This window comes from Bacillus pumilus, assembly GCF_038738535.1.
Taxonomy (GTDB): Bacteria; Bacillota; Bacilli; order Bacillales; family Bacillaceae; genus Bacillus.
Genome location: NZ_CP046128.1, coordinates 2,255,511 through 2,278,999 on the forward strand (window position 1 = coordinate 2,255,511; position 23,489 = coordinate 2,278,999).

The following is a 23,489-nucleotide window of genomic DNA, read 5'->3' on the forward strand; positions in this document are numbered from 1 at the left end:
ATCAAATAGAATGGGAAAGTGCTTTTGTGATATTTTTGTTTCTTTTCTCTATCGTCAAAGGGATTGAATCTTATAGAAGAACTCATATTCTTCCTTTTGAAGAATTGATACAGCTTGCACCTGTTTCCTCAAGACACCTTTTCCAAACGCTTTTGTTTTCAGAACTGATCTGGTTGATGTTGACCAGTTTGAGTACTTATTTAATCTATTTTCTGTTTCAATATTCCATTGCACAAACACATGACTGGATATTCTGGTTAAAGCATCTCAATGTCATGTTGACAGGTTTCTTCCTTTTTATCGTCAGCAATAAGATATTTGGTGCTTACATCTATAATATTGTCGTGAAAAAAATCGGGATCATTCGTGTTCTTTTTTTCGCAAGCATCTCTTTACTTTTTTTCTTATTTGGAAGAGTCCTGATATTGAACATTATTTTCCCTTTTTATCACACCTTCCAACAACTTTTTCAGTCGATTTCATCGCTTGCAGAGGATTCGTTTTGGATTACACTTTCCAACAATTTGGTGGCTTTATATCAAAATGATCTTCAGCATATCCATCATGCTTTATTCTCAAAGGATTCTGTATTTCTACAATTTCAAGCGCTTTTCACTTCACCTGTCACATTTTTCGTGGTGATATTAGCAGCTATACTCGTCATGAAGAGTCCTGTACGCTGGATTCCAACTGGGAAAGATCATGATCAAAACTCAACACATTTTCGAGATTTATTTTATTGGTACTTTCAAGTACTTAATAAAATTCAAGGCTCGCTGTTTCAAAAGAATATGTTGATCCAAAAAGACCTCAAGGTGTTAAAAGAAAAAAGATGGCTGCTGTCTAAAGAGTTTTTTAATTATATGTTTATGTCATATGAAGCCTTCTTTTATATCGGGGTTATGACTAGTTTGATCTCCATTATTGATCATCCGGCTTTGCAGATTCAGCTGCTTTTTACATTAAATGTGATGATTTTAGCAAATCAAACGTATGAGATGAGAATGCTGACCCCTTCTATTTTTTCTTTAAGTGCTGAAAAAAAGAATATTTGGCTTTTTGAGCTTTCTCAAACATCTCTTATTCAGTTTTTCTTATCAAAAATCCAGTTATTTTATTGTTTATTTTCCATACCAGCTCTCTTTCTGCTATTCATTAATCTATCAATCATGGGTGTATATCAGCTTTTTGATATTCAGATGCTCATTCAATTTGTGGCATTAGGGATTGGTTTTTTCATTTTCCCTTTGATTCAGCTTTACTTGTTTCCATTTACAACGAAATTCAATTTTATTCATGAGCATGAAATAGGGACAACCAATGAGGAAATAGAAGTTATCGATAAAGGGCAGGCTTTTGCAAGAAACTTTCTTGTATTACCTTTTATGTACTACATGATCTTGACCTCTTTTCTACCTATTTTGCAGCAATCCTCAGGTCTCATAAACTTTCTGTTTGCTTTATATTTTGTGATCGTTTCATTGATCTGCTGGGTGTTATGCCGCAAGACCATCTATAAAGGGATTGAGTATGTTGAAAAAAATAAGATATTTTCTATCGGAGAATAGACTGATTTTACGACTCGGCTACATTTATGCTGCTATCTTTATTGCAGCAGTGCTGATTGGTAGCCTTCTTCCTTATGATCAGATTCCTTATTTAAAAAAGGATGAAGAGATGTTTTTTCTATCTATTTTCTTAAACAATTTGCAAGTTGGGATGGCGATATTAGGGATCGGAGCTTTTACAGGCGGCATCATGGCTGCTGGCATTCTTTTTTACAACGGATACATTATTGGCAAACTAGTTCAGTATTTGATTGTCAATCAAGAAGTGCAGCAGATATTCACAGGATTACTGCCTCATGCTTTCGTAGAGATTCTTGGTTTCATCCTGTTTTCAATTGTCAGCTCTTTTCCTTTTATTTATCTTTATCGATTTATAAAAGGAGAAACAATTGATTTAAAAAAGCTGACTGTGACTGTGCTTCAATTGATTTTTGCAGCAATTGTTCTCTTATTCGCAGCATCTCTTTTAGAGGAATACGTTAGCCATGTACATCTACCATAGAAGAAAGGGGAATGTGGTTCCATGGAGCTACTTCTACGACCTAAGGAATTTTTCAATCAGAATCAATCGATTAAAACCATTGTAGGCCTTGTCTTACTATCATTATTTGTTTCGACTGTCTTTTTAACATTTTTTATTATTGATTTGTTAGTAGATGAACCGTTATCAGCTGGAAAACAAGTAGCCAGCATTGTTTTTATTTTTTTGCTGACGATCCCGCTGTATTTCATTTTAAATTTTCTCAGTACCGTTCTCACTTCTATTTATATGTATTTTTTTCATAAAGCTTTTATTTTACGCAAAATGTATCTTGTCATTTTGGTTTATAATGCATTTCTTTTATTAGTGAATAGTGCAGCGATCTATTGTGTGATGGTGTTACAATTAGATCACTATTTTATCTTGATACAAGCAATTTCCTTCTTCATCAACTTATATCTTTTGCGCATCCTTTATGATGGCATCATTTACTATGCAGAAGGGTCGAAAAAAGCTGCCCTTGCGACAGTGATCTTGTATATGCTGGTGACCACTGTGTTTGTTATTGGAGGATTCATCAATGGCTAGTCTTCAAGTGTCTCAGCTATCTTTTCGCTATGAAACAACAGAAGAAAGCTCTCTCCTCCTCGATCAAGTTTCGTTTGATCTGAAAGGAAGCGATCGAGCTTGTATCATTGGAAAGAACGGCAGTGGTAAATCGACTCTTTTAAAGATCATCGCTGGTCTGCTTCCTTCAGTATCAGAAACGATTTTACTCAACAAACAGCTTCACCCCGGGACCACTCAATATAAAAGTCTGGTGGCGTACATCCCTGATAAGCCTTTAGTCTATGATGCGCTCACTGGTCTTGAGCACATGGAGCTTGTCCAGTCTTTATGGAAAATGAACAAGTCAGAAAAAGAATTATACAAAGAGACTTTCCTATCGCTTTGTGATGCATTTGATTTAACGCATGCCCTAAAGATGCCAGTCAAACAGTATTCATTGGGCATGAGATATAAACTTTTCTTTAATTGTATGGTGGCAAGATCTCCAGAGCTGATCATTCTTGATGAGCCTTTTACCTCTCTTGATGAGGCCTCACAGATACAATCGATTTCTTTATTAAAAAAAGAATTCTCACATCGATGTGTTTTATTTACCAGCCATCAGCGCTACCTTTATTCAGAATTAGGAAATCGTTTCTTCCAGCTGGATCAAGGACAATTAAACGAAGTGGAACATTAGACATACAAAAGGCATCCCATAAAAGGATGCCTCTCTTCTTTTTCTCGATCACATTACCACTTACAGCGTTTCACTGGACGGCAGCAAGGGTTTTTGATATCCCTGCCGCAATCGTATTCTTCCACAATGTACTCGTTATGAGTAGATTGAGTGACAGGGTAGTAGTTTTCAATTCTTTTGATGTTTTTATTGACGTTTGTGATATGCGTTGGATGAATTTTTCTGATGGTTTGTTCATTCGTTGTCGTGTTGACAATTTGACGTGTGGGGAAAACAACCGTTTCATCTCCTCCTTGGTTTCCTCTGCGAGGACCAAAGAAAAAGTCATCTAATCGATTCCGGCTCATCTCAACACCCCTTCAAGTTGTCTTTCACTTACACTCTATCGTATGTAAGAAGCGCCTTTCGTGACTAGATGCTTGTCTATTTTTAAAAAAATCCACTATTTATCTCGTTTTCTCTTCCTTTACAAAAGGACAATTTTAACATATTATACAAATGATATATTGTGGTAGAAGAAATTGTGGCCCATAACCTTCCCACTTATCAAATACGAGGTGAACGATATGATCAATACGACACAACCAATCGAACGAAACAAGCTAGACATTGCACTTGAACTGACTCAATTGCATTTGAATCAATATGAAACGAGTCATCCTGATCAGTTGAGTGAGGTTTATGCGAAATATTATGCGCTGCTTGAAGTGCTGGATTTATCTTCTTATGATCAATTGATTGATTTATTGCCCGCTGAGCTAAAACAGACGCTTGAGTAAAAAAACCCTCTATCCACATGGGATAGAGGGTTTTCTTTATACACGTGCTGCCATATCGGTTTCGATTTGCTCTAAGCTTCTTCCTTTTGTTTCGACTAAAACAAAGCGGGTGAACAATAGTCCGATTAAGCAGATAACCCCAAATGAGGAGAAAATGACCCCAAAGCTGAACTTATCAGCTAAGATAGGGAAAACGAGTCCAACAGCTAACGATCCCGTCCAGTTAAAGGCAGATGAAATGCCTGCTCCAATGCCCCTGACAGAGAGTGGGAAGATTTCGCCGATGATGATCCACGTGATCGGTGCCCATGAGAAGGCATAGCACAAGATAAAGCAGCAAAGGGAAATCAATGTCACCCAGTTTAAAATCCCTTCACTAACGCCAAGTGCACCTAATGCCGCTGGTGCAAAGAAGGAAAGTGCCATACCTGTGCCTCCTACGGTGAGAATCGTTCGGCGGTCGAACCGGTCGACAAATTGTAAAAAGATAACGGTTGTCACGACAAAAATGACACCGACAATGACTGTAAAGCCTGCTGCGACCTGCGGCGCAAGGCCTACATTCCGAGCAATACTCGTTGCATAATACACAATGGAGTTCGCGCCTTGAATTTGCTGAAGGGTCGCCATCCCAACCCCGATGAAAAGAGCCATTCTGAATTTCTTTTGGAACAATTCACGAATACCAGAGCGTTCTTCTTTCGCGACTTCTAAAATTTCCTGCATTTCTGCTTCGATTTCTTCACGGGAAGAACGCAGTGATCCTAATACCTCCCGTGCTTTATGAGCCATTCCGTGTTTAATTAAATATCTCGGAGATTCAGGGAGCCTCAGCATACCAATATAAAGCACGATAGCAAATAAAGCGGCACTTCCCAGCATCCAGCGCCAGCTGTCTGGAATAGGTTCAAACACAAACGCGACAATATAGCTCAGCAATAGTCCGCTCACAATCATAAGCTGATTGAGCCCAGACAATTTCCCGCGGATTTTAGCAGGAGCGATTTCAGACATGTAAGCCGGCACCAAAGATGAGGCTGTTCCTACTGCTGTCCCTAAAAAGATACGAGCAATGGTTAATGAAATCTCTTCTGGTGCGATGGCTGACCCTATAGCTCCGACAAAAAAGATGATCGATGAGACCAAAATGAGCTTTCTGCGGCCAAACTTATCCCCCATGAGGCCGCTTAAAATCGAACCAATGATTGCTCCGCCCATTAATGAAGAGACGACAATTCCAAGCCATAATGGGCTGAGCTGAAATTCTTCCTGAATATGTCCTTCTGCCCCTGCAATAATTCCAATATCATATCCGAATAAGATGCCTGCAAAGGACCCGAAAAAGAAGATAAATTTGCTTGACACTTTTTTCTCCAAGTGGATGACCCCCTCACTTAATTAACCGCTTTCATTTCTCCCGGTGCTTCTACTGTAAACAGTAGAAGACGTTTCACCCTTCTATAAAACCACATATTCTGCATGAACAAGCTTTGTAAAATGAACAATTTGATCAACCGTTAAATTAAGGGATACGACTGTATGATGACCCCCGCCTTGCTTAATCCATGCTTTGACTCCGTCCTGAAAATTCGGCTTGATTTTCCAGAGCACACGTGCAACCGGTAAATGAGGTGCTGCTTCCTCCGGCTCAAAGGCTTCGACTTCTTGTATGAGCCATTTGAAATGGGTTCCAAAGTCAGCAATGGAAACAACAACACCTTCGCCTGCTTTTCCATCAAACACAAGACGCGCTGGATCTTCCCTGTTTCCGATACCAAGTGGAGATACGACAATCACTGGTTTCGTATGGGCGAGCGCTGGATCTACTTCTAACATATGAGATTGCAGCACCGCTTCCTGTCCAGAGGTCATTTCATACGTGTAGTCCTCCATAAAACCAGTGGATTGATGATGACTCATCACCTTTAATAATCGGTCCAGTGCAGCAGTTTTCCAATCGCCTTCCCCAGCAAAGCCATATCCCTTTGCCATCAGCCGCTGTACCGCAAGTCCTGGCAGCTGTTTCATTCCATGTAAATCTTCAAAGTTTGTCGTAAAGGCATTGTAGCCGCCTTCATCTAAGAAGCGTTTGATGGCAATTTCATAACGCGCTTGCACCTTGACACTTTTTTCCCATTCTTCAACTGAATACGTTCCATAATCCACATCATATTGCGTTAAATACTCCGCAAATAATGCATCTACCTCTGCTTCTTCTACTGCATTGACATATTCAACGAGATCGCCTATTCCAAAGTAATCAACAGTCCACCCTAATTGAATCTGGGCTTCAATTTTATCGCCTTCTGTTACAGCCACGTGGCGCATGTTGTCACCAAACCTAGCTACTTTAATCTGAAAGCTCTCATGATAAGCAGCCGCCACGTCCATCCAATCAGCGATTTGCTGCTGCACATCCGGCTTAGACCAATGACCGGCGACAATTTGATTTTGTTTATTTAAGCGCGCATTGATATAGCCATATTCTCTATCTCCATGTGCAGATTGATGAAGATTCATATAGTCCATGTTGATCGTGTCCCACGGAATCTTCTCATAATACTGTGTGACAAGATGCAAAAGAGGCTTCTGCAAGAGATCGGTTCCGCGTATCCACATTTTTGCCGGTGAAAATGTATGCATCCACGTCATCACGCCGACAACCTCATCGCGATAATTGACTTCTTTCATGAGCTTTGTGATTTGATCCGCGCTGACAGCCAGCTCCTGCAAGATCACTGGGTAAGGAAGTAAACCACTCTCATTTAAGGCATCCGTCATCTTTTGAGCATCTGCTTTTACTTTCTGCAGTGCTTCATCTCCATATAAATGCTGCGATCCAACAATAAACCAGCATTCTTTATGTTGACTTGTTAACATAGAAATCCCTCTTTTCTTTATCTTGAAGGTTTTTGTCCGTAATACGCATGTTCTCCGTGTTTTCTTAAGTAATGTTTATCTAAAATTCGTTGCGGGAGAGGCTCCGCGTATTCGTTTAATTGCTTTGCGAACAGATTCATTTTGGCGACTTCATCTAAAATCACACTGTTTGTGACCGCACTTTTTGCATCTTTTCCCCACGTGAATGGGCCGTGACCTTGAAGCAATACACCCGGCACCGCCATCACATCTAGGTTTCTTTCCTCAAACGTTTCGATGATCAGCCGGCCCGTTTCTACCTCATAACCGCGGTTGACTTCTTCTTCTGTCAGAAATCGAGCACACGGAACAGCGCCGTAAAATGTATCGGCATGTGTTGTGCCCATTGCCTGTAAATCAAGACCTGCCTGCGCCCAAACGGTTGCCCACATGGAATGGCTATGCGATATACCGCCAATTTCCTCAAAGTGTTTGTAAAGAACAGCATGTGTTGCTGTATCTGATGAAGGACTGAATTCCCCTTCCACTACTTCACCGTCAAAGTCGACCACAACCATGTCTTTTGCTGATAATTGGTCATACGCTATACCGCTCGGCTTAATAACAAATAGACCGCTGTCACGATCACACGCACTGACATTGCCCCATGTGAATTTCACAAGTCCGTATTTCGGCAAATCTAAATTTGCTTCAAATACTTCTTCTTTTAAGCGCTCTAGCATACGGTTGTCACTCCTTTCTTTGGCATCAGATGTGCTACTGCCGCTTCTTCAATCGCAAGGCCCTCTTGATAGCGCTTTAAAAATTCGTCAAAGCCTTTGACATCAAGCGGGTCGGGTTCTATGAGCTCTTCTGATGTATGGGCAAACACTTGATGCGTGAGAAATTCAGCCAATGTTTGCTTTTGATGATGGACCATATAGGAAGCAAGGACAGCCATCCCAAACGCACCGCCTTCTCCCGCAGTGGAAACGACTGATACAGGTGTATCAAGCGCTGCGGCCACCATTTTTTGACCAACGAGCGGGGTTTTAAATAACCCCCCATGCCCTAGTAACCGATCAATCACAACCTGTTCATGTTCTTTTAAACGATCCATCCCTATTTTCATTGCACCAAAAGCAGAAAAAAGATGGGTACGCATGAAATTAGCCAGATTAAAGCGGCTTTCAGCTGATCTGACAAAAAGAGGCCTTCCTTCTGGCAATCTTGTAATATTTTCACCAGAATAATAGCCATAGCTTAAGAGTCCGCCGCCATCTCGATCTGCTTCTAACGCCTGCTGCAATAAGGCTTCGTATACCTTTTCTGACGCCACTTGCATACCCAATGCTTCAAATGCCTCTCTGAATATATTCATCCAAGCATTTAAGTCACTTGTACAGTTGTTCGCATGAACCATTGCGACTGGCAGTCCGTCTGGCGTTGTGACCATATCCACTTCTGGATACACACCCTTTAGCTCCTGCTCTAGCACAATCATGGCAAAAACAGATGTCCCAACTGAAATGTTCCCTGTCCGTTTTTCTACACTGTTTGTTGCCACCATTCCCGTTCCGGCGTCACCTTCCGGGGGACAAAATGGAATGCCTGGCTTCAAGTGTTTGCCTTGATCTAAAATGGCTGCTCCTGCTGCCGTTAACACGCCAGCCTCCTCGCCTGCTAAATAAACACGCGGCAGAAGGTGACGCAGCTTCCACGGGTAGCCTTTTTCTACGATCAAGTCTTCAAATTGATGGAGCATTACTTCATTGTAGTCCTTCGTTTGTTCATCAATTGGAAACATGCCTGACGCATCCCCAATGCCAATGGCCTGCTTTCCGGTTAACAGCCAGTGAATGTAACCTGATAGGGTGGTCATATATTCTAAACGGGAAAGATGTTTTTCCTCCTCTAATATCGCTTGATACAAATGGGCAATGCTCCATCTTTCTGGAATATGAAATTGGAAGACATCCGTCAGTTTTTGACTCGCCTCAATGGTTGTTGCATTCCGCCATGTGCGGAACGGAACGAGGACCTCTCCTGTATGGTCACATGCCACATAGCCATGCATCATGGCTGATACTCCAATTGAGCCAATGGTTTGAATGGTCACGCCATACCTTTGCTCGACTTGCTCTTTCATCTCCCGGTACGCCACTTGAAGACCTGTAATGATATCAATTAAGTTGTACGTCCAAATTCCTTCCTGGAGAGAACTTTCCCATTCAAATGTACCTTGAGCAATTGGCTGAAACACTTCATCTATTAAAATGGCTTTAATTCGTGTTGAACCAAATTCAATCCCTAAAGATGTCCGTCCTTCTTTTAAGGCTTTGGTCGTCTCTTCATGATCCATTCTGCGTTCACCTCCATAATTGATAGCGGTTTCAATTTTAATTTTCTAGATTCATTGATTCTCTGTGCACATTCACAATATAATATTTGTACGTACATATGTCAATATTAAATGTAGTTGTACATACACAATGTGACAAAAACCTTCACTTTTCTAAAGCTGAGACGACAGAAAGGGAAAGCGCCTGTTTTTGATTCGACAACCATGTTAAAATATGTCCATACAATTTCTTCTCAATCCGAGTAGATGATCAACTGAGAAAGAAGTGAAACGATGAAAAAGAAGTACCAGATCATTATCGATGATATAAAAAGCAAAATACTCACAGGGGATTACCGGATCGGGGAACGTATTCCAACCGAATCAAGCCTGCAGGAGATGTATCAAGTGAGCAGGCATACGGTTCGAAAGGCCATCTTAGAATTGTCGAGCGAAGGGTTTTTACGAAGTGAAAAAGGTTCAGGCACATTTGTGACCAATCAATATCAAACAAAGCCTGCTGGACATACGCATATGAAAACGATTGGCGTCATGACGACATACATATCCGATTACATTTTCCCTTCCATCATTCGAGGCATTGAAAGCCGATTAAACGAAGAGAACTATTCTTTGTTACTGGCAAGTACGAATAATGATGTGGAACAGGAGAAAAAAGCGCTAGAAATGATGCTGTCCTTTGGTGTGGACGGACTCATTGTCGAGCCGACGAAAAGCAATTTATATAATCCGAACATCTCGTACTACCTATCTTTTAAAGAACAGGATGTACCGCTCATTATGATCAATGCCTATTATGAACAGTTAGAGGTTCCTTTTCTCTGTTTAGATGATGTGAAATCCAGTTATTTAGCCACAAAAGAGCTGATCACCTCTGGACATCAGCAAATCGGCCTGATCTCAAAAACAGATGACTTACAGGGAAAGTACCGAATGAAGGGATATATTCAAGCGCTCGGTGAAGCCAAGCTTAACTTTCTGCCTGAGCACGTCCTCTTTTTCGATACAGAATCGAAGCAGCATTTGGGAGATGATATCAAAACTTTCTTATTAGAGCATCAGAATGAGCTGACTGCCCTTGTTTGCTATAACGACGAGGTTGGATTAGAAGTTGCCAATGTATGCAGTGACATCGGGCTGTCCATTCCAGAGGATCTCTCCATTATTGGACAGGATAATTCGTATATTGCCCAGAAAAATGCCCATGTGAAGCTGACAACATTGACCCACCCTCAGGAGCAAATGGGCCGGGATGCGGCAGACTGGATGATTAAAAAAGTTCAAGGAAAAAAGAATCTCCCTCATCAAACCTTTTACGAACCTGAATTGGTTCCAGGTGAAACGATCAAACATATGAATGCAAGAAAAAAATGAGCCCTTTTTGGAGGAGGCTCATTTTTTATATGATTAGATCTCTTCTTTAGGGGCAGGCACTGCGCATACGCCGTCTGCACATGCTGCTTCAAATGAATTGGCAGCCGCTTTCTCAGCTTGAGCTGCTTCTTCTGTCCAAGCCGTTTCAAGTGCACGAAGGAAGGTATCGGGTGGCTGTGCACCTGCCACTGAATATTTGCCATTCAATAAGAAGAAAGGAACAGCAGAAATACCAAGCTGTCTCGCCTCTTTTTCGTCCTCTCGTACATGATCTGCAAACTCTTCGCCGCCTAGAACTTGCTGCACTTCCTTCAAATCAAGACCTGCTTTTTCTGCAATATCTAAAAGGGTTTGACGATCACCAACATGCTTTCCATCTGTAAAATATGCTTGAAACAGCTCTCCCATGACGAAATCGCCTTTGCCCATTTGACCAGCATATTGCGCCAATCGATGGGCATCAAAGGTGTTTGTCAACACGAGTGGATCAAATTGAAAATCGATTCCCTTCTCTTTGCCGGCCTGCTTCACCTGCTCATTCATCGCCATGGCCTGGCTGCGGCTCATCCCATATTTTTTGACGAGCATATCATGGACATCATAATCGACATCAACGGGTGCATGTGGATCAAGCTCAAAGCTTTTAAACTCGATTTCTACCTGTTCCTTTTGAGGGAATTGTTCAAGCGCTGTTTCTAGTTGTTTTTTTCCTATATAACAAAAAGGACAGGCGATATCTGACCAGATTTGTACTTTCATCTTCATCTTCCTTCCGAGCTTACGCTTTTTCTTTAACGATGTAACAATTATAGTTACATCCAATCGATGATGTCAAGATTCTGCTCTTGATTTAGATAAAAAAAGCCTCTCCTTCTAAGAAAGGAAAGGCTTTGAAAATATCTATTCTAAATTTGCATGGTGACCGTACATTGTATGTGTGTCGAGCTCTTTTATTTCCATTAAACGCAAAATGACCGCATCGTATGTCAGAAGAAGCGATTGCTCAAATAGCGAGCCCATTGGCTGAATGGTATGATGGCTTCCTTCCTTTTGATCCTTCGGCGCACCTGACAGTAAAATGACTTCATCCGATAGATCAGCTAGAGGTGAGTCAACTGAAAGCGTGAATGCTGCCACTTTTCCGCCAATTGCTTTTGCCTTTTTTGCAAGGATTAGCAATGTCTCTGTTCGACCAGAGCCGCTCCCAACAATCAAGAGATCTTCTTCTGTAAAGGAAGGAGTATTGGTCTCACCGATTACATAAGCCTTGACGCCAATATGTGTGAGTCTCATGGCAAATGATTTTCCCATCAAACCAGATCTGCCAGCCCCTGCCACAAAGACCTTTCTTGCAGCTAAAATACTTGAGACAAGCCGCTCCGCTTGTTCGTCTTGAATAGCGGGGGAATGCTCAGAAAGCTCATTCAAAATGGCTTTCACATAGTCACTGGTCTTCATGATTGTGCGATCAGCTGCTTCATTTGTGCAGCCACTTCTGCTTTATTGTCCTGGCTTGCGATACCGCCGCCGACAATGATCAAATCAGGATTTAACTTCACGACTTCAGGTAACGTATCAAGCTTAATTCCGCCTGCAATGGCTGTTTTCGCTTGTTTGACGACTTGTTTAATGGTCATAAGGTCAGCAAATGAGTTTTGACCAACCGCTTGCAGGTCATAGCCTGTGTGCACACAAATATAATCGACTCCAAGCTCATCCAGCTCTTTTGCCCGGCCAGCGATATCTTTGATACCAATCATATCAACTAAAATTTGTTTCCCTCTTGCTTTCGCTTCTTTCACCGCTCCTTGAATGGACATATCTTCTGCCGCTGCAAGAATGGTGACGATATCCGCTCCAGCTTCAGATGCCTGCTGCACTTCATAACCGGCCGCATCCATAATTTTCAGATCAGCGAGTACACGTAAATTCGGAAATGCCTGTTTGACTTCTTTTACAGCACGCAAGCCTTCATTGATCACAACAGGTGTCCCAATTTCAACCACATCAATAAATGCTTCTACTTCTTTGATCAGCTCAATCGCTTCTGGTATATTCACTAAATCTAATGCTAATTGTAATTTCATTCACTTTCACTCCCGTTTTTTCATCTCATCTTCAAGAGCTTCGCGGATGGTGCTTCTTGAACGATGAAATGAGTATAACAACAGGATGGCAGCAATCCAAGTACGCACTTTTTTTTTACATACTATACTTTTTCGCATATGGTCACAAAAAAGATACTGTCTTTCGACCAGTATCTTTTGCACTTTCTATTTATCATCCTTTAAAAAATTGCTGTCGAGATATTGTTTTCCCCAATCATACATCGCCTCTAAAATCGGCATTAAGCTTTCTCCTAGTTCTGTGAGGGAATATTCAACTTTTGGCGGAACGACAGGATAAACCTCCCGATGCACAATGTGATCTTCCTCTAATTCTCTTAGCTGATTGACAAGCATTCTTTGCGTAATCCCAGGCATTAACGACTTTAGCTCACCAAATCGTTTTGTCCCTTCTCTGCCAAGGTGCCATAAAATCAGCATTTTCCACTTACCGCCGATAATATTCAGCGTCAGCTCTTTTTCGCAATTGAACACTTTATTTTCCATACGTGATGACAACGACATACACTCCTTTGGTACAAACCATTTACGCTTTATCATATACTGCGGCAAATTAGATTGTCGAGCATACGGTCTTCGTTATTGATTCTGTTTATTCACAAAAGACATGACAGCCTTTGTCATTTCTTGCGCTTCTTTTGGCGCCCTGTCTGATCCAAACCATTTATTCAAGTTACTGTGGCTCAGCGAATGAACCCGAAAAACAAACCGCGAGCCTTTATCATGATTCAGTTTTTCTGCAAATCGGTACACCTCTGGATTTTCCCAGCCCGTGACCAAATAAACAGGCGGTACATTCGCTTGATTCATATAAGTGACAGGTGATGCCTTTGTCCAGTTCTTCTCCTGTTTGCCAAACACCTTTTTGTACGATGGTATGGCTTGTATAAATTGATTGATGTTTAACGGTCCATCTAAAATCACGATGGAATTGATCGTTTTTGGCGACAATCCAACACGTTTTAAATAAGTTGAATCTGTGGCCACCAATGCCGTTAAATGACCGCCTGCCGAATGTCCCATCATGTTGATTTTTGATGAATCGATTTGATATTCATCCGCATGATCCTTGACCCATTTAATGGCGTTTGCCGTATCATCTGCCATCTGCTCATAGTTGGCATCAGGGTGAAGCCTGTAATTCATCGAAACAAACACATACCCTTGATCCGTAAAATAATCAGCCTTTGAAGCGACTCTATTCTTATCGCCGCCTGTCCAGCCGCCGCCATGGAGATAGATCATGACTGGATGCTTCTTCTTATTGTCTTCATCTTTTCCCTTTGGCATATACATATCGAGTGTTTGCTGTTTGTTTTGTGTGTCTGCATAATGGATGTTCGTCGTCGGCTTAGGCTGGTTTAAACGGAACACAAAGAATGCGCATACCAATAAGCCCGCGATGACAGCCGCAAATAAGAGCCATTTCGTGATTCGTTTCAATGTCATTGCACCTTTCTATGTTGGGATGAAGAAGCATGATTAGCACATATGTAGATAGACTAGCACGATTCATTTGATACGACTTGTATGACTTGAACTGTTTGACAATAAAATGAAAAATAATCTTCTTCATAGTCTTCTACAAAGTAATTCAAATTTTCCCAGCCTCTATCCAAAAGCTGAATGTCCAAAAAAAGATAGGAATCGTTTGTTAACTCCAAATCTTTGATTTGAACAGAAGAGACATTGGTGAATTTCAGATGAATGTCTGCTTGTAGATTCGAGGATTCATATGGGATGTGCAGAACAATACAGTTGATCAAGTCGTAATGTTCATTATACTCTTTAAAGTAGTGAAATTCATTGATTTGCTTTAGATGGTTGATATCGAAATCAGGGATTTGTTTCTGGATTTTTTCATCTAAAAACCATGTCATCGTTTGTCCAAGAGGTTATTGTATAAGTGCAATGATTCGTTTTCTTGTTTCTTCATGGTATTGAATACATAGCGTTGTTCTTCTTCCCAAAAACACATTAAAAACATACACTCCTTTGTAAGTTGCGTTCTTGATTTCCACAAGTGTTATGCTATTCTCATTTTGCTTTATCACGATAACCGTACACTTGTATAAACAGGTTTATTTGTATGTTTGAATAATGCTACTTCATGATCAGTTAGCCATTTAATCTCTCGCATATGATAAGAAACCTCTTCTAAATAGGTATCGGTTTCAGCAATTAATTTTTTTGATAAAATCTTTCCTTTATTATCTTCTATAACAAGATAGAGAGTAAACTGCTTTAGATCCAATTCGATCAGAGGATATGCTTTCTTTTTTTTATCGGGACTTAATTTTGTTTGTTTTCCTTTCATCTCCGCTTTATATTCCTTTTCTTTCATTTTTTGAAATGTCGCTTTGACTAGCTGACTGTCCCAGTTTTTTAATTCACACAGATAGAGCATCGCTTTTTCCAAAGTATCAGCTAAGATCTTTTTCTTATTTGTTGCATTTTCAAATTCACTGTAACTAAAGGGTAATTCTAGCTCGTACGTATTTTTTAAAAATAAGATGTCAGGTTCTTTTTTAGAAGTACTCAGTAATTTGTAATCTTTAAAAGAGCCACATATAAAAATAATAGCCTCACAATCTTTCGTTTGAATTCTTTTCCCTAATTCCCATAAAAACATTTCTGTCACACAAAGGGATTGGCTGGCTAAGTTCCCACGGTCATCATCTGACATTAATTGGATGTATTTCAAGTACACTCCTTATACCTCCTTTCTAGAATCACCATCTCCCCATTAGGGTAAAGGCACGCCACATTCATAAATCGTATTTCATGTTGAGTTTGAGCTATTTTTTTACTTTTCATATCTTGACTAAAACACCTTCCATATTCAACTGATAGACCATAATTTTTATTTATATGAAATTATTCTTTTTAGGGATTTTTCTAATAAATCAATTGGTATATGGTCTTGACTAATATAGTGGAATATTGCTACACCATTTTCCAGTGAAAGAATTGCCCATGCCATTTCTTCAGAAGAAAGGGCACATGTAAGGTTCTCTTTTTTCATCAAATTCTCAAGGGATTGCGATATTTGTTTTACCGATTGTAGGATCATATTTGACCACTGACACCTTACTTCTTCATTTCTCATTGAATACAGAAGAAATTCCATGTTTAGCAGACTCCACGTCCGATTTTCTTCACGACTTTGAATAGACTGTTGATTCATTTTTTCTGAAAAGTGTAAAAGAGAAGGTTGTTCTGCTATTAAAGCATTGATTTTTTCTACATGTAATTGCATTTGTTGTTTCAATAGTGCCAAAAAGATCTCTTCCTTTGAATGAAAATGCGCATAAAAGGCCCCTTTGCTAAATCCCGCATGTTCTGTCAATTTATCAATGGAGACCCCATGAAAACCATACTTGGCGAAATTCTCAACTGCAGAATTTAAGAGTAATTTTCTTGTTTCTTCTTTCCTTTCATTTTGCGTCTTTCTTTGTCTAATCATTCCTTTACCTCCTTTTCTTGACAATCATACCATATAGAATTAATATACCAATTAGTATATAAATTCAAAAGAGTATATAATGTGAAAAGGAGAAAAACAATGCGACAGATGGGGAAAAAAATTCACAAAACGAAAATGGAAATAATCGCTCAAACAGTTAAATCAGGGATTATTAAATCAAATTTGATCCCAATGTGTGCTGGCTTAACCTTGGCATTATACACATATCAAATTGACATCCTTCATAAATCTATTGAGATACTATTGGCTTTTGCAGGTTCAATTTTATTAATTGGTGCTGCTGGAGCTTTAAACAATTTGTATGATAGGGACATAGATTCAGTGATGAATAGAACAAAAAACAGACCTACTGTAACAGGAGAAGTCAATCCTAAAAAAGTTCTATGGCTTAGTATTTTAATGTCTGTTTTAGGACTAGGCTTTTTAGCATTTACAACCTATCTAGCAGCTATTATAGGATTGATTGGTTTATTTTTTTATATTTTTCCTTATACAATATGGAGTAAAAGAAAAACCGTATACAACACAGAAATTGGTAGTATTTCTGGAGCAATGCCTCCTCTCATTGGTTGGGCAGCTATTTCACCAGATATATCACACCCAGCTATTATGGGGTTGTTTTTCATTACAATTATTTGGCAGATGCCGCATTTTTATTCGATAGCTATTAGAAAACAAAATGAATACAAGGCAGCAAACATTCCCATGTTACCGGTTGTAAAAGGAATGAAAAGAACATACTTACAAACGAATCTTTATATCTTAGCAATTACCTTAAGCAGTTTTCTTTTCCATTCTTTAAGCATAGGGCTTGTGCTTGTATCCTTTTTTTTAGGCCTTATATGGATTTGCTTAAGTATTTTGGGTTACAAGCGAATGCATTCCGAGAAGTGGGCATCAATTATGTTTGTCTATTCACTAATTTATATGACAACTCTTTATTCAACGGTCATTATCTATTCTCTTACTCGTCAAATTTTTTGATTAATAAAACATTAGTTTTGTAGATAACCATAATAAGTTCATATAAAAAAGCACCCTAAACGGATGCTTCAATCAAATGATATTTTTTCAAAATGCGATAGGTGATTTCTTTTGCTTCTATTCCGGTGCCTTCGATATTTGTGGCGAAGATGTAGGTTTTGTTTTCATGTTTGATGAAGCCTACGTACCAGCCGATGCCTGAGCCGGAGCCTGTTTTTCCGTATAGGGTGGTGTGTTTCTCTTCTTCTTGAATCATCATTCGTTTGACCGTTCTCATGGCGTTTAGGTCAAATGGGAGAGTCTCTTCATATAGCTGTTTGAGGAAACGAACTTGTTCAACTGGAGAAATACGCAACGTACTGCTTAACCAAAATTGATCGATTCCGCCAGATATGTCTTCGTTCCCATAATGAATGGCTTTCACCCACTGACTCATGCGTTCTTCACCGATGTCACGGGCCATGGCTTGATAGTACCAGACGACTGAATCTCTCATGCCAGATCCTAGTGTATGATCCCTATTCCAGTGGTCAATCTCTCTTTTCACTCCGTCCCAATATTTGATGTCATATTCATCTCTCACTGCGCCTGTTTGGAGTCCGATTAAGGCATTTGCTACCTTAAATGTCGATTGAGGTGCAAAGCGCTCTTTCGCTCTTTTTTTGTTATACACCCAGGGCGACTTTTCTTTTACTTCTTGAATCACAAATGTGCCTTCTCGGTCTTTCAAGAATTCATCTACTGACCATGCTGGTGATGCTCCTTCAGTTGATGAAGGCTGGCTTATACAAAGTGCCATCAGCATCATGCCAGTAAACAGCCATTTTATATACTTTTTCTTCAAAACAATCGCTCCTTTTCCCATGATTCCATTGATTGTAGCATGTTGAGCGATGAGATATAAGGTACGCTTGTCCTCTTTTCTTTCAAACAAAAAAAGCCGGTTCATTCGGCTTTTTGCTGTATATTAGCTTTCTTTTTTCTCTTCAATAGCTTGCTTCGCGATTTTTGAAATCGTCATATCGTCCATTGGCGGGTTATGGAGCCCGGCACGAATATCTCGATAGTAACGCTGCAGTGGACAGTCAAGGCTTAAGCTTTTTGCACCGACTAAACGCATGGCTTTATCAACAACTTGCAGACTGTGATTGACCACTGTATGTTTCACAGCGCCGAATTCATTGATTAACAGCTCTCTTTTCTCCGGCTTTTCATACAATGTGGTCGTTGAGTAGATGACGTGGCGTGCTTGCTTTAATAGTAAGTCAATTTCACCAATAAGTGTTTGGACATTTGGCAGATCACTAATCGTTCCGCTGATACTGTTCGGTGAATAGGTGATGGCATACTGAACAGCATAGTCTCTTGCCGCTTGCGCAATCCCTAAATAGCAGGAAGGAATGTGTGCAATCCAAGGATTTAGCGTACCACCCCGCGGCCCTTTTTGCACCTCAACAAGCATGTCATCTGAGACCTTAACCTGATCTAAGATTAAATCATGGCTTTCTGTTCCTCTCATGCCCACAACATTCCACGTTTCTTCTATTGAAACACCTTCTGTCTCACGATGAATTAAGAAGAAACCCATCGCCTCTTTTTCTTCGATCCATACGCCGACTAAAAAGTATGTAAGCGCTGGTGACATCGTTGTGAAAATTTTACGTCCATTGATGATCCACTCATCATCTGATCTGGTGGCTGTTGTTCCAGGCTTCCCACCTCTTGTTGGACTGCCTGTCTGCGCCTCGCTTACGGCACGGTTGACAAGGGCGCCCTTCTTCACTTCTTCCGCAAAGAATTGCAGCTGCTTTTCACTCCATTGTTTCTTTTCGTAGATTTCGCCTACAACCCCTTGGTGCCAGCCGATTGATAAGGCAGTTGCTCCGTCCATGCTGCCGAGCGTCTCTTGAAACAGAACCATATCCTTCACAGATTGACCTCCGCCTCCGTATTCAGCAGGAAGAGACAACGTCGTATAGCCCATCTCTACTAATGATTCAATATTTTTTTCAGGAAAATAAGCGCCTTCATCATGTTCTTTTGCCGTTTGTTCGATCGTTTCACGAAGAGATTCTAGTTGATTGAGCCATGTTTTTTGAAAATCGGTATCGACAAATAATGCTTTAGACAAAACGTATCCAACTCCTCTGTTTCTCACAATCTATCATATCTGATTTTTCCAATCGGAATAAATAAAACACACTTTACTTATAGGATTTAATGTGTTAAATTTTATCAATATTAAGTACATATGTCAAAGGAACGTGATGCTTTTATGATCTCAGCTACTAATCTACATAAATCTTATGGGCAGACCCATGTGTTAAAAGGCATTGATTTCACCGTAACGGAAGGTGAAGTGGTCGCAATTATTGGACCGAGCGGATCAGGAAAAACAACACTTCTTCGCAGTTTAAACAGCCTCGACATTCCAGATAAAGGAGAGCTGACGGTTGGTGAAGCCACGATTCAATTTGAACGATATCAAAAAAAAGATCTTCTAAAACTCAGGCAGCAATCTTCCATGGTGTTTCAGCATTATCACTTGTTTCAAAATAAACGAGCACTTGAAAATATTACAGAAGGATTGATTGTGTCTCAAAACATGTCTAAGAAAGAAGCAGAAAAGGTCGGAGAGCAATTTTTAACGCGGATTGGACTGCTTCATAAAAAAGATGCATTTCCGAGTGAATTATCTGGCGGTCAGCAGCAGCGAATTGGCATAGCCCGCGCTCTTGCGATGAACCCTTCGGTGCTTTTGTTTGATGAACCTACGTCGGCACTGGACCCAGAGATGGTAGGAGAAATTCTTGAAATGATCAAAGATATTGCGAGCCAAGGAATGACGATGGTCATTGTGACACATGAAATTTCTTTTGCAAAGGACGTGGCGGATACGGTGATCTTTATGGCAGATGGCGAAATTGTTGAAAAAGGCTCACCAGAAGACGTCCTGTTGAAACCACAGCATGAACGAACGAAACAATTTTTATCAAGGATTCATCGCGGAATGTGGCAAGGATCGGAGAAAGACAAATGAAGCAAAAGACAGCATTCATGATGTCCGGTGTCCTTCTGTTTCTCCTTTCTCTGATTGGCTGCAGCAGTGTGAAAACCACGACAGATGACGGCAGACAAATTGTGAAAGTCGCACTGAGTGCAGAGGTCAATCCACCCTTTTTAGCAACAAATGACCGAAACGAACCGATTGGCTATAACATTGATTATTTAAATGAAGTGGAAAAGAGGCTTCCCCACGTACATTTTGATTACATTTTTGGCGAGGAAGAATCCAATTTAATCGGTGTAGGCGCAGGGAAGTTTGAAATGGCGGCTAATTGGTTTTTTAGTAACCCTGAACGTGAAAAGCGGTTCCTTTACCCTAAGGTCCCGTATGGCTATTCGATGACAGGTTTAATTGTTGATGAATCAGACAAGGAGATTCGATCGCTTGATGATATGACATCTAAAAAACTGGCTCCTGTCAGTCCTAGCGGAGGCTTGCGTTCGATATTAAATCAATATAATAAAGAGCATAATCCGGATATTCCACTGACGACCATTGAAAGTCCTTCAAATGAACTCAACTTAAAACGTGTTGAAAGCGGACGGTCCGATGCAGCATTTATGAACATTTCAACCTTTGATACCATTCAAAAGCATTTGAACCTAAAGGTCAAAGTTGGCGGCATTGTGTCAAAGGAGCCTATCTATCTTGTCTTACAGCCAAGCGAGAAGCAGCTTGCAGCAGATTTGGACCGGATCACACAAGAAATGATTGATGATGGAACACTGCCTAAGCTTGCGAAAAAGTGGTTTGGTGTTGATTTCTTTCAAAATATTGATGACATCTCAGAGCAAGGGGATCAAAATGAAGAAAGGAAGGAAGCGTCATGACGTTTACAGCTGGAGATTGGCTGCGCATCTTTTTACAGGTGCTTGAACGCCTGCCACTCACTTTTCTCATTATTACGGTGTCATTGTTTTTTGCTATCATCATCGGGTTGCTATTTGCTTTCATTCGTATCAAGCAAATCCCAGTGCTGAAGCAATTGGCTGTTATCTATTTATCTTTTACACGAAGTACGCCTTTAATTGTTCAGTTGTTTTTGATTTATTTTGGACTGCCTCAGCTTTTACTTGTGGCAGGGATTCAAATCAATCATTGGGATCGTGTGTTATTTGTGATGATGACGTTTTCTTTACATACTGGCGCTTATTTATCTGAAGTCTTTCGCAGTGCGTATTCATCTGTTGGGAAGGACCAGCTGGAGGCCGCCTACATTGTTGGGATGACAGATACACAGGCCTTGATCAGGATTATTATCCCGCAGGCCTTTCTCATTGCACTGCCAAACCTCGGAAATTACACCATTGATCTCGTGAAAGACACAGCGATTGCCTTTACAATCGGACTTATTGATATCATGGGACAGGTGAAGATCATTTTAGGAAATAACTACGGGATCGGCATGTTTGAAGTGTACGCGATCATTGCGATTGTGTATTGGCTCATTTGCATGAGCATTGAACTGATCACCATGCTGCTTGAAAGGAAATTTGTAAAAGGCCGCACCAGCCTGTCACGTTAAGGAGGCGATTTGATGCAAACCATTGATATTCAATTTGCGATTGACCAAGTACCTCATATTCTAAAAGGCGTTCCTTTTACTTTATTGATTGCACTCGTTTCCATGGCTGTGAGCCTTTTGATCGGATCTGTTTTTGCTTTCATTCGTCTCTTTCGCATTCCTGTACTCAGGCAGCTTGTGACACTCTATGTCTCCTTTTTTAGAGGAACGCCTCTTATTGTTCAGCTGTTCGCTTTCTTTTATGGACTCCCTTTTGTTCTAACCAAAGTGAGCGGTACATTCGGGCTGACCTTTCATCCAGATATGGTCTCCCCATTAGCTGTTGCCCTCATTACCTTCAGCCTCCATTCAGCCGCCCATTTAACAGAGGTGGTTCGGAGTGCACTCCTTGCGGTAGACAAAGGGCAGCTTGAAGCGGCAAAAATTGTGGGTATGACGACGCGCCAGGCGATGATGCGCATTATTTTGCCGCAGGCCTTTGTGGTCGCCTTACCGAATCTAGGCAATCAGCTCATTCAGCTATTAAAAGCCACCTCTCTTTCGTTTACGATTGGAGTACTTGAAATCATGGGGATTTCCCGGATCATTGCGAATGACGGCTATCAGTTTTTAGAAACGTACCTCGTCTCTGCTTTGATCTATTGGCTGCTGAGCATTTTCTTTGAACTCGCTTTTGCCTTGTTAGAGAAACGTGTCAGCGTGTACGGAAGATCTCTTGGACGTTAAAAAAGCCGATCAGGCTCAAATACCTGACCGGCTTTTTTTATTCGCCTTTTTTCGGTGTGTTAAACAGTTCCTTTGGTGCGGGTTTTAGTTTTGGTGCGGAACCGAACACGACTGGTGCAGAAATATATCTGAATTCCCCTTTTCCATCCATGCTTCGGCCATATGCCCATCTGCCTTCCTTGCTTGCTTCTCCTCTTGAGAAGTTAAACAGATCATAGGATACTTGCTGTTTTTCTAGTGAGCGCGGGAAGGTGGTTGGTACGACGACGTCCCCTTCTCGTTCTTCTAATTCTTTAATGGCCGCAAGCCACATATTTTGATGATATGTATCACGGGCAATAAGAAAAGAAAGCATATCCTTCACGCCGCGATCATCGGTCATTTCGTAGAGCCTTGTGACCTGAAGCCTCCCTTGTGATTCTGCATTTAAGTTGGCCCTAAAATCAGCCATTAAATTTCCGCTTGCAATGATATACTTGGCATTCCACGGATACCCTTGACTATCCGCTGCCATTGCTCCTAAACCGGCAACAATTGCATGCTGAGGATTCATTCCGCCCATAACAGCTGCTAGTGCGGGGTCACTTTGATACGCCTCTTCTTGTTCCTTAACTGGTGCTTTATCTAGTAAACGCGCGATCATCGTCGCCAGCATTTCGACATGACCAATTTCCTCTGTCCCTATGTCAAACAATAAATCTCTGTATTTTTGATCTGCCCGGCAATTAAAGCCTTGAAATAAATATTGCATCATGACACTAATTTCTCCATACTGTCCGCCTAATACTTCTTGCAGCTTTTTCGCGTAAAGCGGATCAGGCTTTGAGGGCTTTGCTTCATATTGCAGTTCTTTGATGTGATAAAACATGATGTCATCTCCCTTATCAAAACATCTTTTCACT

The 23,489-nt window shown here is 40.7% G+C and carries 27 protein-coding genes; 11 read left to right on the forward strand and 16 right to left on the reverse strand.

Annotated elements, in window-relative coordinates; genetic code table 11:
* The first annotated feature begins 26 nt into the window (after positions 1 to 26).
* Genes GKC25_RS11435 through GKC25_RS11450 form a run of 4 tightly spaced genes read left to right on the forward strand, consistent with a single transcriptional unit; the run spans position 27 to position 3,298 of the window.
* Positions 27 to 1,568: a hypothetical protein gene (locus tag GKC25_RS11435; RefSeq protein ID WP_223251540.1), complete on the forward strand. Its 1,542-nt coding sequence runs from the start codon at positions 27 to 29 to the stop codon at positions 1,566 to 1,568.
* Positions 1,531 to 2,070, forward strand: coding sequence for a stage II sporulation protein M (locus GKC25_RS11440; RefSeq protein ID WP_223249893.1), 540 nt, complete (start codon positions 1,531 to 1,533; stop codon positions 2,068 to 2,070). The genes GKC25_RS11435 and GKC25_RS11440 overlap by 38 nt, the downstream gene beginning before the upstream one ends.
* Before the next feature lie 21 nt (positions 2,071 to 2,091).
* Complete coding sequence (locus GKC25_RS11445) at positions 2,092 to 2,637, forward strand: hypothetical protein (RefSeq protein WP_034661406.1); 546 nt, start codon at positions 2,092 to 2,094, stop codon at positions 2,635 to 2,637.
* Entirely contained in the window at positions 2,630 to 3,298 is a 669-nt protein-coding gene (locus tag GKC25_RS11450) for an ATP-binding cassette domain-containing protein (protein ID WP_095285475.1), read from the forward strand. Before GKC25_RS11445 ends, GKC25_RS11450 begins: the two co-directional genes overlap by 8 nt.
* 53 nt (positions 3,299 to 3,351) lie before the next feature.
* Here the strand turns inward: GKC25_RS11450 and GKC25_RS11455 are convergent, their stop codons facing one another.
* Positions 3,352 to 3,645, reverse strand: a complete 294-nt coding sequence (locus GKC25_RS11455; RefSeq protein WP_060596629.1) for a CotD family spore coat protein — start codon at positions 3,643 to 3,645, stop codon at positions 3,352 to 3,354.
* Positions 3,646 to 3,864: 219 nt separating this feature from the next.
* Between GKC25_RS11455 and GKC25_RS11460 the strand changes: the two genes are divergently transcribed.
* Positions 3,865 to 4,077, forward strand: a complete 213-nt coding sequence (locus tag GKC25_RS11460; RefSeq protein ID WP_095285476.1) for a hypothetical protein — start codon at positions 3,865 to 3,867, stop codon at positions 4,075 to 4,077.
* A 36-nt stretch (positions 4,078 to 4,113) separates the two neighbouring features.
* On the opposite strand, the gene GKC25_RS11465 is transcribed toward GKC25_RS11460, so the two are convergent.
* The 4 genes from GKC25_RS11465 to GKC25_RS11480 form a co-directional block, all read right to left on the reverse strand.
* Positions 4,114 to 5,454 carry a sugar porter family MFS transporter gene (locus GKC25_RS11465; protein ID WP_034661417.1) on the reverse strand — a complete coding sequence of 447 codons (1,341 nt, stop codon included), beginning with the start codon at positions 5,452 to 5,454 and terminating at the stop codon, positions 4,114 to 4,116.
* Between the two features lie 81 nt (positions 5,455 to 5,535).
* Positions 5,536 to 6,957, reverse strand: a complete 1,422-nt coding sequence (gene araA / locus GKC25_RS11470; protein ID WP_095285477.1) for an L-arabinose isomerase — start codon at positions 6,955 to 6,957, stop codon at positions 5,536 to 5,538.
* 17 nt (positions 6,958 to 6,974) lie between these two features.
* Positions 6,975 to 7,679, reverse strand: a complete 705-nt coding sequence (locus GKC25_RS11475) for an L-ribulose-5-phosphate 4-epimerase (protein ID WP_034661424.1) — start codon at positions 7,677 to 7,679, stop codon at positions 6,975 to 6,977.
* Positions 7,673 to 9,298: a xylulokinase gene (locus tag GKC25_RS11480; RefSeq protein WP_095285478.1), complete on the reverse strand. Its 1,626-nt coding sequence runs from the start codon at positions 9,296 to 9,298 to the stop codon at positions 7,673 to 7,675. Before GKC25_RS11480 ends, GKC25_RS11475 begins: the two co-directional genes overlap by 7 nt.
* A gap of 273 nt (positions 9,299 to 9,571) precedes the next feature.
* On the opposite strand from GKC25_RS11480, the gene GKC25_RS11485 reads away from it, so the two are divergent.
* Entirely contained in the window at positions 9,572 to 10,672 is a 1,101-nt protein-coding gene (locus GKC25_RS11485; protein ID WP_095285479.1) for a GntR family transcriptional regulator, read from the forward strand.
* 33 nt (positions 10,673 to 10,705) lie between these two features.
* On the opposite strand, the gene GKC25_RS11490 is transcribed toward GKC25_RS11485, so the two are convergent.
* The 8 genes from GKC25_RS11490 to GKC25_RS11525 form a co-directional block, all read right to left on the reverse strand.
* Positions 10,706 to 11,431, reverse strand: a complete 726-nt coding sequence (locus GKC25_RS11490; protein WP_095285480.1) for a DsbA family oxidoreductase — start codon at positions 11,429 to 11,431, stop codon at positions 10,706 to 10,708.
* Positions 11,432 to 11,572: 141 nt separating this feature from the next.
* Complete coding sequence (gene hxlB / locus GKC25_RS11495; protein ID WP_095285481.1) at positions 11,573 to 12,130, reverse strand: 6-phospho-3-hexuloisomerase; 558 nt, start codon at positions 12,128 to 12,130, stop codon at positions 11,573 to 11,575.
* The gene (hxlA, locus tag GKC25_RS11500; RefSeq protein WP_034661437.1) at positions 12,127 to 12,759 is read right to left on the reverse strand and encodes a 3-hexulose-6-phosphate synthase; all 633 of its coding nucleotides are present in this window, start codon (positions 12,757 to 12,759) and stop codon (positions 12,127 to 12,129) included. Before hxlA ends, hxlB begins: the two co-directional genes overlap by 4 nt.
* Positions 12,760 to 12,945: 186 nt before the next feature.
* Positions 12,946 to 13,302 carry a winged helix-turn-helix transcriptional regulator gene (locus tag GKC25_RS11505; protein ID WP_012010675.1) on the reverse strand — a complete coding sequence of 119 codons (357 nt, stop codon included), beginning with the start codon at positions 13,300 to 13,302 and terminating at the stop codon, positions 12,946 to 12,948.
* A 75-nt stretch (positions 13,303 to 13,377) separates the two neighbouring features.
* Entirely contained in the window at positions 13,378 to 14,247 is an 870-nt protein-coding gene (locus GKC25_RS11510; RefSeq protein WP_034661439.1) for an alpha/beta hydrolase, read from the reverse strand.
* 53 nt (positions 14,248 to 14,300) lie between these two features.
* Positions 14,301 to 14,678: a hypothetical protein gene (locus tag GKC25_RS11515; protein WP_187703975.1), complete on the reverse strand. Its 378-nt coding sequence runs from the start codon at positions 14,676 to 14,678 to the stop codon at positions 14,301 to 14,303.
* Between the two features lie 170 nt (positions 14,679 to 14,848).
* Positions 14,849 to 15,508 carry a hypothetical protein gene (locus tag GKC25_RS11520; protein ID WP_187703976.1) on the reverse strand — a complete coding sequence of 220 codons (660 nt, stop codon included), beginning with the start codon at positions 15,506 to 15,508 and terminating at the stop codon, positions 14,849 to 14,851.
* A 153-nt stretch (positions 15,509 to 15,661) separates the two neighbouring features.
* Positions 15,662 to 16,264 (reverse strand): TetR/AcrR family transcriptional regulator, encoded by a 603-nt coding sequence (locus GKC25_RS11525; protein WP_034661446.1) that lies wholly within the window; start codon positions 16,262 to 16,264, stop codon positions 15,662 to 15,664.
* A 108-nt stretch (positions 16,265 to 16,372) separates the two neighbouring features.
* Here GKC25_RS11525 and cyoE point away from each other — a divergent pair, with 108 nt between their 5' ends.
* Positions 16,373 to 17,269 (forward strand): heme o synthase, encoded by an 897-nt coding sequence (cyoE, locus tag GKC25_RS11530; protein ID WP_370876314.1) that lies wholly within the window; start codon positions 16,373 to 16,375, stop codon positions 17,267 to 17,269.
* A gap of 55 nt (positions 17,270 to 17,324) precedes the next feature.
* Here cyoE and blaBPU read toward each other — a convergent pair whose 3' ends face one another.
* Complete coding sequence (blaBPU, locus tag GKC25_RS11535; RefSeq protein WP_262417013.1) at positions 17,325 to 18,113, reverse strand: BPU family class D beta-lactamase; 789 nt, start codon at positions 18,111 to 18,113, stop codon at positions 17,325 to 17,327.
* Positions 18,114 to 18,236: 123 nt separating this feature from the next.
* Positions 18,237 to 19,400, reverse strand: a complete 1,164-nt coding sequence (locus GKC25_RS11540) for an acyl-CoA dehydrogenase family protein (RefSeq protein ID WP_309415650.1) — start codon at positions 19,398 to 19,400, stop codon at positions 18,237 to 18,239.
* A 144-nt stretch (positions 19,401 to 19,544) separates the two neighbouring features.
* Between GKC25_RS11540 and GKC25_RS11545 the strand changes: the two genes are divergently transcribed.
* From GKC25_RS11545 to GKC25_RS11560, 4 genes are read left to right on the forward strand one after another with little or no spacing between them, the layout of a single operon-like run.
* Positions 19,545 to 20,309, forward strand: coding sequence for an amino acid ABC transporter ATP-binding protein (locus GKC25_RS11545; protein WP_034662017.1), 765 nt, complete (start codon positions 19,545 to 19,547; stop codon positions 20,307 to 20,309).
* Positions 20,306 to 21,166 (forward strand): amino acid ABC transporter substrate-binding protein, encoded by an 861-nt coding sequence (locus GKC25_RS11550; RefSeq protein WP_309415651.1) that lies wholly within the window; start codon positions 20,306 to 20,308, stop codon positions 21,164 to 21,166. Before GKC25_RS11545 ends, GKC25_RS11550 begins: the two co-directional genes overlap by 4 nt.
* The gene (locus tag GKC25_RS11555; RefSeq protein WP_095285488.1) at positions 21,163 to 21,861 is read left to right on the forward strand and encodes an amino acid ABC transporter permease; all 699 of its coding nucleotides are present in this window, start codon (positions 21,163 to 21,165) and stop codon (positions 21,859 to 21,861) included. Before GKC25_RS11550 ends, GKC25_RS11555 begins: the two co-directional genes overlap by 4 nt.
* Positions 21,862 to 21,873: 12 nt before the next feature.
* Positions 21,874 to 22,587, forward strand: a complete 714-nt coding sequence (locus GKC25_RS11560) for an amino acid ABC transporter permease (RefSeq protein ID WP_187703979.1) — start codon at positions 21,874 to 21,876, stop codon at positions 22,585 to 22,587.
* Positions 22,588 to 22,624: 37 nt separating this feature from the next.
* On the opposite strand, the gene GKC25_RS11565 is transcribed toward GKC25_RS11560, so the two are convergent.
* Positions 22,625 to 23,455, reverse strand: a complete 831-nt coding sequence (locus tag GKC25_RS11565; protein WP_034661459.1) for a manganese catalase family protein — start codon at positions 23,453 to 23,455, stop codon at positions 22,625 to 22,627.
* Between the last annotated feature and the right edge of the window lie 34 nt (positions 23,456 to 23,489).

Bases quoted from the DNA above. Each gene is read 5' to 3' on its own strand.
- GKC25_RS11440 (WP_223249893.1), top strand. From the start codon at position 1,531: ATGTTGAAAAAAATAAGATATTTTCTATCGGAGAATAGACTGATTTTA.
- GKC25_RS11445 (WP_034661406.1), top strand. From the start codon at position 2,092: ATGGAGCTACTTCTACGACCTAAGGAATTTTTCAATCAGAATCAATCG.
- GKC25_RS11450 (WP_095285475.1), top strand. From the start codon at position 2,630: ATGGCTAGTCTTCAAGTGTCTCAGCTATCTTTTCGCTATGAAACAACA.
- GKC25_RS11455 (WP_060596629.1), bottom strand. From the start codon at position 3,645: ATGAGCCGGAATCGATTAGATGACTTTTTCTTTGGTCCTCGCAGAGGA.
- GKC25_RS11460 (WP_095285476.1), top strand. From the start codon at position 3,865: ATGATCAATACGACACAACCAATCGAACGAAACAAGCTAGACATTGCA.
- araA (WP_095285477.1), bottom strand. From the start codon at position 6,957: ATGTTAACAAGTCAACATAAAGAATGCTGGTTTATTGTTGGATCGCAG.
- GKC25_RS11475 (WP_034661424.1), bottom strand. From the start codon at position 7,679: ATGCTAGAGCGCTTAAAAGAAGAAGTATTTGAAGCAAATTTAGATTTG.
- GKC25_RS11480 (WP_095285478.1), bottom strand. From the start codon at position 9,298: ATGGATCATGAAGAGACGACCAAAGCCTTAAAAGAAGGACGGACATCT.
- GKC25_RS11485 (WP_095285479.1), top strand. From the start codon at position 9,572: ATGAAAAAGAAGTACCAGATCATTATCGATGATATAAAAAGCAAAATA.
- GKC25_RS11490 (WP_095285480.1), bottom strand. From the start codon at position 11,431: ATGAAAGTACAAATCTGGTCAGATATCGCCTGTCCTTTTTGTTATATA.
- hxlB (WP_095285481.1), bottom strand. From the start codon at position 12,130: ATGAAGACCAGTGACTATGTGAAAGCCATTTTGAATGAGCTTTCTGAG.
- hxlA (WP_034661437.1), bottom strand. From the start codon at position 12,759: ATGAAATTACAATTAGCATTAGATTTAGTGAATATACCAGAAGCGATT.
- GKC25_RS11505 (WP_012010675.1), bottom strand. From the start codon at position 13,302: ATGTCGTTGTCATCACGTATGGAAAATAAAGTGTTCAATTGCGAAAAA.
- GKC25_RS11510 (WP_034661439.1), bottom strand. From the start codon at position 14,247: ATGACATTGAAACGAATCACGAAATGGCTCTTATTTGCGGCTGTCATC.
- GKC25_RS11515 (WP_187703975.1), bottom strand. From the start codon at position 14,678: ATGACATGGTTTTTAGATGAAAAAATCCAGAAACAAATCCCTGATTTC.
- GKC25_RS11525 (WP_034661446.1), bottom strand. From the start codon at position 16,264: ATGATTAGACAAAGAAAGACGCAAAATGAAAGGAAAGAAGAAACAAGA.
- cyoE (WP_370876314.1), top strand. From the start codon at position 16,373: ATGGGGAAAAAAATTCACAAAACGAAAATGGAAATAATCGCTCAAACA.
- GKC25_RS11545 (WP_034662017.1), top strand. From the start codon at position 19,545: ATGATCTCAGCTACTAATCTACATAAATCTTATGGGCAGACCCATGTG.
- GKC25_RS11550 (WP_309415651.1), top strand. From the start codon at position 20,306: ATGAAGCAAAAGACAGCATTCATGATGTCCGGTGTCCTTCTGTTTCTC.
- GKC25_RS11555 (WP_095285488.1), top strand. From the start codon at position 21,163: ATGACGTTTACAGCTGGAGATTGGCTGCGCATCTTTTTACAGGTGCTT.
- GKC25_RS11560 (WP_187703979.1), top strand. From the start codon at position 21,874: ATGCAAACCATTGATATTCAATTTGCGATTGACCAAGTACCTCATATT.
- GKC25_RS11565 (WP_034661459.1), bottom strand. From the start codon at position 23,455: ATGTTTTATCACATCAAAGAACTGCAATATGAAGCAAAGCCCTCAAAG.